The 5,185-nt window shown below is 63.3% G+C and carries 9 protein-coding genes; 5 read left to right on the top strand and 4 right to left on the bottom strand.

The annotated features are described in order from the left end of the window. Positions 1-549, bottom strand: a 549-nt coding sequence (locus VF515_09155; GenBank protein HEX7407801.1) for an IS4 family transposase, incomplete at its 3' end; no start/stop codon positions are given. A 126-nt stretch (positions 550-675) separates the two neighbouring features. Between VF515_09155 and VF515_09150 the strand changes: the two genes are divergently transcribed. Then, positions 676-1,185, top strand: coding sequence for a DUF1993 domain-containing protein (locus VF515_09150; protein ID HEX7407800.1), 510 nt, complete (start codon positions 676-678; stop codon positions 1,183-1,185). 186 nt (positions 1,186-1,371) lie between these two features. On the opposite strand, the gene VF515_09145 is transcribed toward VF515_09150, so the two are convergent. Beyond that, complete coding sequence (locus VF515_09145; protein HEX7407799.1) at positions 1,372-1,806, bottom strand: hypothetical protein; 435 nt, start codon at positions 1,804-1,806, stop codon at positions 1,372-1,374. A gap of 36 nt (positions 1,807-1,842) precedes the next feature. On the opposite strand from VF515_09145, the gene VF515_09140 reads away from it, so the two are divergent. Both VF515_09140 and VF515_09135 read left to right on the top strand, forming a co-directional pair. After that, the gene (locus tag VF515_09140) at positions 1,843-2,100 is read left to right on the top strand and encodes a type II toxin-antitoxin system ParD family antitoxin (GenBank protein HEX7407798.1); all 258 of its coding nucleotides are present in this window, start codon (positions 1,843-1,845) and stop codon (positions 2,098-2,100) included. Positions 2,101-2,111: 11 nt separating this feature from the next. Continuing rightward, positions 2,112-2,237 (top strand): type II toxin-antitoxin system RelE/ParE family toxin, encoded by a 126-nt coding sequence (locus tag VF515_09135; protein ID HEX7407797.1) that lies wholly within the window; start codon positions 2,112-2,114, stop codon positions 2,235-2,237. Between the two features lie 140 nt (positions 2,238-2,377). Here VF515_09135 and VF515_09130 read toward each other — a convergent pair whose 3' ends face one another. Next, entirely contained in the window at positions 2,378-2,524 is a 147-nt protein-coding gene (locus tag VF515_09130) for a hypothetical protein (GenBank protein ID HEX7407796.1), read from the bottom strand. An 80-nt stretch (positions 2,525-2,604) separates the two neighbouring features. On the opposite strand from VF515_09130, the gene VF515_09125 reads away from it, so the two are divergent. Together VF515_09125 and VF515_09120 are read left to right on the top strand one after the other, a co-directional pair. Next, positions 2,605-3,933, top strand: coding sequence for an alkaline phosphatase family protein (locus VF515_09125; protein HEX7407795.1), 1,329 nt, complete (start codon positions 2,605-2,607; stop codon positions 3,931-3,933). Between the two features lie 135 nt (positions 3,934-4,068). Further along, complete coding sequence (locus tag VF515_09120) at positions 4,069-4,254, top strand: hypothetical protein (GenBank protein HEX7407794.1); 186 nt, start codon at positions 4,069-4,071, stop codon at positions 4,252-4,254. Between the two features lie 169 nt (positions 4,255-4,423). On the opposite strand, the gene VF515_09115 is transcribed toward VF515_09120, so the two are convergent. Then, on the bottom strand, positions 4,424-5,185 hold a 762-nt coding region (locus tag VF515_09115; GenBank protein ID HEX7407793.1), incomplete at its 5' end, for a hypothetical protein.

Raw genomic sequence — 5,185 nt, 5'->3', positions numbered from 1 at the left:
GCGGAAGAGCTGCCAGACCGTGGAGCTGCAGGAGATCGCCAGGTACTGAAGCAGGCCCTGGGCGATGCATCCGAGCTGGACGTGGCTGTGGTAGGCCGCCAGCTTGCGACGAATCTGTTGGCGATAGCGTTCGGATCTGCGGTGCATGTACTGGTTGCCGCTGGCCCGTCGGATCGGCGTCATCGCCATCATCCAGAAGTGATAGGCGTAGCTGCCGACGACGCGCAGCGCGTGGCGAAAGCCGAGTTCAATTTTGTAGCGGTAGGCGTAGAGGATGATGGCGTCGAGGGGGTCCATGGTGAGATCGGTGCACATGAGAATGATGGACCCGCGCACGCGATGGTGAACGAGGACGAAACGAACCAGCCTGCCCACCGGTCGCCAGAGCAGGTTCAGGCAGCGATACGAGATCGTGACGTCGTTCTCCCCGTAGACCGGGCTGGGAACAGACTCGAACGCATCGGTGTCGGCGAGCAGGTCGCGTAAGCGCACGCGGTTGCCGTAGAGGCGGGGGTGGCCGAGTTGGTTGGCCACGTAGGTGATGGGCACCCGGCGCGCTTCAGTACCCGCGCGAACGATTTCCGCACGCGGCTCTCCGGCGCCTCGCGGGTACCTCGGGGGTCGCTTGAAGGTACGCCGTGGGCTATCGTCCGGCGGTCACGAAAGGAGGCTCACATGAACCACAACGATGCAATCCGCCTGTTCGCCAAGACCCTGCAGAATCTCGAGCGGTGGATGGACAAGGCCACCGCGCACGCGAAGGCCAAATCCTTCGAGGTCGATGTCCTCGCCCAGGCCCGCCTGGCGCCGGATCAGTTTGCGTTCGTCCGCCAGGTGCAGTCCGCCTGCGACCAGGCGAAGTACGCGGCCGCGTACCTCGGCGGCAAGCAGGCGCCGTCCCACCCGGACACGGAGCAGACCTTCGCCGAGCTGCGGCAGCGGATCCAGAAGTGCCTCAGCTTCCTCGAGACCGTCCAGCCGAAGGACTTGGAGGAAGCCGCGGAGCGGAAGGTGTCTCCGCCGTGGCTCGGGGGGAAGTGGCTCCGCGGCGACGACTACCTGGTGCACGTCGCGCTGCCGAACTTCTTCTTCCATGCGACGATGGCGTACGCGATCCTCCGCCACAACGGCGTGGACCTCGGCAAGATGGACTACATCGGCTCGATTCCGACGCAAGAACGCTGAGGCCCGGCCAGCTCTTCGAGAATCTCGCCGGACGCGGTCGAGTCCTCGCGCCGCGTCACGGGACGATCCTTCGCAAGTCGTTGTCTTTGGGGGACGTATGAACCACCTGAACGAGTTGTGAACGAGGCGTTAGATGAAGAGCGAGAACGACGTCGTGGAGATTGCAGGAGACGATGTGGAGATGGCTCAGCCCGTGAGGAAGTCGTCCGGCTTGCAGCCGTGCTCAGTGTACACGACAGGGGCGCGCTGGACAGCGCGGGCGATGCTCGTACGAGAGATCGAGAGGCGGCGCCCGACGCCGCTGAGCCAGACGCCATGATGGCAAACGGCCAGATGACAGAGCACCGCACGCGGCGCCAGGACCTGGCGCCGTAAGCTTGGGCTGGCGATCTCGCGTTCGCTGACATCGAAGTAAGCCGCGACGCGCTGACACAGGCGGGCGACGCTGACGTCAACATGGTCGCGCGCCTGCAAAGGCTCGGCGGACAACCGTGTCAGCGCCTGGTGGAGGAACTCGCTGCTGCCCAGAACGCGCTCGTCGCACTCCCGGCGCTCCCGCCAGCGGCTCCATGCGCCCTTGTGGACTTCATGGGCCTGCGCTTTATTGACAGTTTCTGCCATGATCTCCTATCCTTGGAGGTGATGGAGGAACAGAGCATGACGAGCCTCAATGTGTCCCTGCCCGAACCGATGAAGAAGTTCATCGAGTCGGAGGTGAAGCGCGGCGGCTACAGCACGCCGAGCGAGTACGTCCGCGCCTTGGTGCGCGCCGAGCAAAAACGCAACGCCGAGGATCACCTGGAGCGGCTACTCCTCGATGGCCTGGGGAGCGGCCCGGCCACCGAGATGACGAGGAAGGATTGGGACGACGTCCGCCGCCGCGTCCTCCGGGGCAAAGCGCGGCGGAAGAAGTGAAGAAGCTCCGCATGTGGCCGATCCCCGGATTCGAAAAGCACCTCATCTTCTACCGGCCGCTGAAGGATGCGGTCGAAATCGTCCGGGTGCTGCATGCCTCTCGCGACATTCGACGCATTTTCGAAGAGGAGCGGTGATCCGGCAGGAGCAAAGCCTGGTGTCAGTACTGATGTCAGTTGGACAACGAAAATCGCCGTAATTCACTGAAATCCATCGAAAACCGCTGAGCGTAAGATCCGAATCGTGTGAGGAAACCCCGCAAGAGGCCTGAAGTTTTCTACTCGTCCTTCTCGGCTTCGTAATCAGCAGGTCCGGAGTGAATCTCCGCGCCAGCTTTCTCGGTGCCGAGCGGCGCAACGCTGGCGGAGCCAGCGGCCACCGCCTCACGTTGGCCGGCGACCTTGAACAGTCTAGCTTTCTCCAACGCGAGCCGCCGGCATTGTAGCTTGACGCTTCATTTCTTGATAAGCCTCGCCGGGTCAAATTGGCAATGGAGGTGTGCGATTGACTTATCGGCCTGTGCTGATGCTGATCGTGTGTGTCTTGCTGGTGGGCTGTGGCGAGGATGAGCCCGGGAAGGTGGCCGTGGCACCGACGCCAACGGCTGCGCCGTCGTGCGTGTTTCACGCCGGCGCGCTGCCGGCGGACACGCTTTCGGCTGGCGCACCGCACGGCGCCGCCATCCCGATCGAGCACATCATCGTGTTGATGCAAGAGAACCACTCGTTCGACAACTACTTCGGACAGTTGCCGGCGGCGGGGCATGCGGATGTCGACGGCCTCCCCGCAAGTGCAACCAACCCTGACAGCACCGGCGCGCCGGTGGCCGCCTTTCACCAAACTCGCTACTGCACTGCGGACACGAATCACTCCTGGACCGGCAGCCACCTGGAGTTCGACGGGGGAAAGAACGACGGCTTCGTCACGCAGAACGAACCCGACGGCGCCCGCTCCATGGGCTACTACGACCAGAACGATCTCCCTTTCTATTACGCGCTCGCCAAGACCTTCGCCATGAGCGACCGCTACTTCTCTTCGGTAGTCGGGCCGACGTTTCCGAACCGGTTCTATTTGCTGGCCGGCACCTCCTTCGGGCGGATCCGCAACGACCTCACGGCATCTTCGCAGCCGACGATATTCGACCAGCTCAACGCGCACCAGATCGCGTGGAAGGTGTACCGTAACGATTTCGCCTATGCCTCGCTCTTCCACGCCAACCCGAGAAATCTGGTGCCCGTCTCTGCCTTTTTCAGCGACGCCGCCGCCGGTACGTTACCGCCCGTCGCCTTCATCGACGGGTCGATCGGAATTACGATGGTCGAGAACGACGAGCACCCGCCAGCAAACATCCAGCAAGGGCAGGCGTACGCTGCGAGGCTCATCGAAGCACTCCTGGCCAGCCCCAATTGGCCGACCTCGGCGCTGTTCTACACCTACGACGAGCACGGCGGGTTCTACGACCACGTGCCACCACCGTCGGCGTGCGTGCCCGACAACATCGCGCCGCTGCTCGATCCGGCGGATCCCGGCAGCAACTTCTCGGCGCAGTTCGACCGTTATGGCTTCCGCGTGCCGTTCGTGGTGGTGTCACCGTATGCCAAGCCCGGTTTCGTGTCGCACGCCGTCCACGATCACACCTCGATCCTGCGGTTCATCGAGACCCGGTTCGACCTGCCAGCGCTCACCAATCGCGATGCGAACGCGCTGCCGCTGCTGGACCTGTTCGACTTCTCGCATGCGGCGCTCATGAATCCGCCGGTGTTGCCGGCCGCCACCGTCGATGCCGCAGCGCTGCAGCAGTGCAAGCTGGACTTTCCGACACTCCGGTACTAGGTGCGGCGCCGCCGACTCGCCGGCAAAAGCTACACACAGCCTGCCCCGGACCCTTGTGCCACAAGGGTTTGCGGGATAGGCTCAGGCATCGTTGATCAGTCAGGAGTTCAAGTCTCCTCGCCAGTCTGTCCCCTTATGCCGCGTGACGACGTCTACCGCACGAACTTCACCCCGGTAAGCTTCCTCCGCCGCAGCGCCTGCATCTACCCCAACAAAACCGCGGTCGTGCACGCCGACCGGCGCTACTCCTACCGGCAGTTCGAGGAGCACGTGAACCGCTTGGGCTTTGGGGGACGTAAGAACCACCTGAACGAATTGTGAAAGAGGCGTGAGATGAGGAGCGAGAACGACGTCGTGGAGATTGCATCGGAGACGATGTGGAGATGGCTCAGCCCGTGAGGAAGTCGTCCGGCTTGCAGCCGTGCTCAGTTGCGAGCATCGCCCGCGCCGGCCCGTTCATTCGTGATGGGTTTCGAGGAAACCCGGCACTTCATCTGTGCCGCGTGAGCGAGCCGGACATGTCGCGGAGTGAACCCTCGGTGCCCAACCGAGCACATCCCCAGCAGCCAAGACCTTGCCGCCGCTTCCTGACAAATAGCGCCGCCGGAAGAGCGAGAAGGGCCAGAGCATTCCCCCAGCCGGTCTGCAGCGGCGGCCCCGTCGAACACCCGCCGCCAGTTCCTGGAGCAGCCACGCCACCTTGCAAAGCAGCCACCGCTGGCTTCGGACCATCAGCAGCCGTAGATGTCGGAATAGGCGTTGTTCCTGGTGGTAGCGCCTCAACCACGATCTCTCCGTTGACGGCGCTCAGTTCCGCCGGGTTGGAGAGGATATCGGCCGCCAACGCATTCGAGCTCATCAACGGATATCGGCCTGGCGCCGCATCGTCAGCGATGTCGACGGCGCACTGATACAGCACAGCATCGTCGAGTATCGGCTCTTGTCTGCTCACTGAAAAAACAATGGCGCGTATCGCCTGGCAATCCACGCCGGGCGAACATCCGTGCGGGAGAAACGCGAAAGCCGTGGCTTCCTTGTTGATGAGGGGATTCACCGCACAATCGGGCGTGCCGTCGGCGTTCGCCGCGACAGCGGTCATTTGGGTGAAGGAGATGTCATTCTGCGTTCCTGCGAAGACCGACTGCCATAAGGGCAACAGGGTCACGGCGAAGGTGACGCGCGCACCTGGCGCGCCGGTGGCAGATCCCACCCACAGACACGCGGTGTCCTGGCCGCACTGGACTGGTGTGGG

This window comes from Candidatus Binatia bacterium (assembly GCA_036382395.1).
GTDB lineage: Bacteria > Desulfobacterota > Binatia > HRBIN30 > HRBIN30 > JAGDMS01.
Note: the sequence above shows the minus strand (reverse complement) of the source record. Positions and strands in the feature narration are given on the sequence as shown.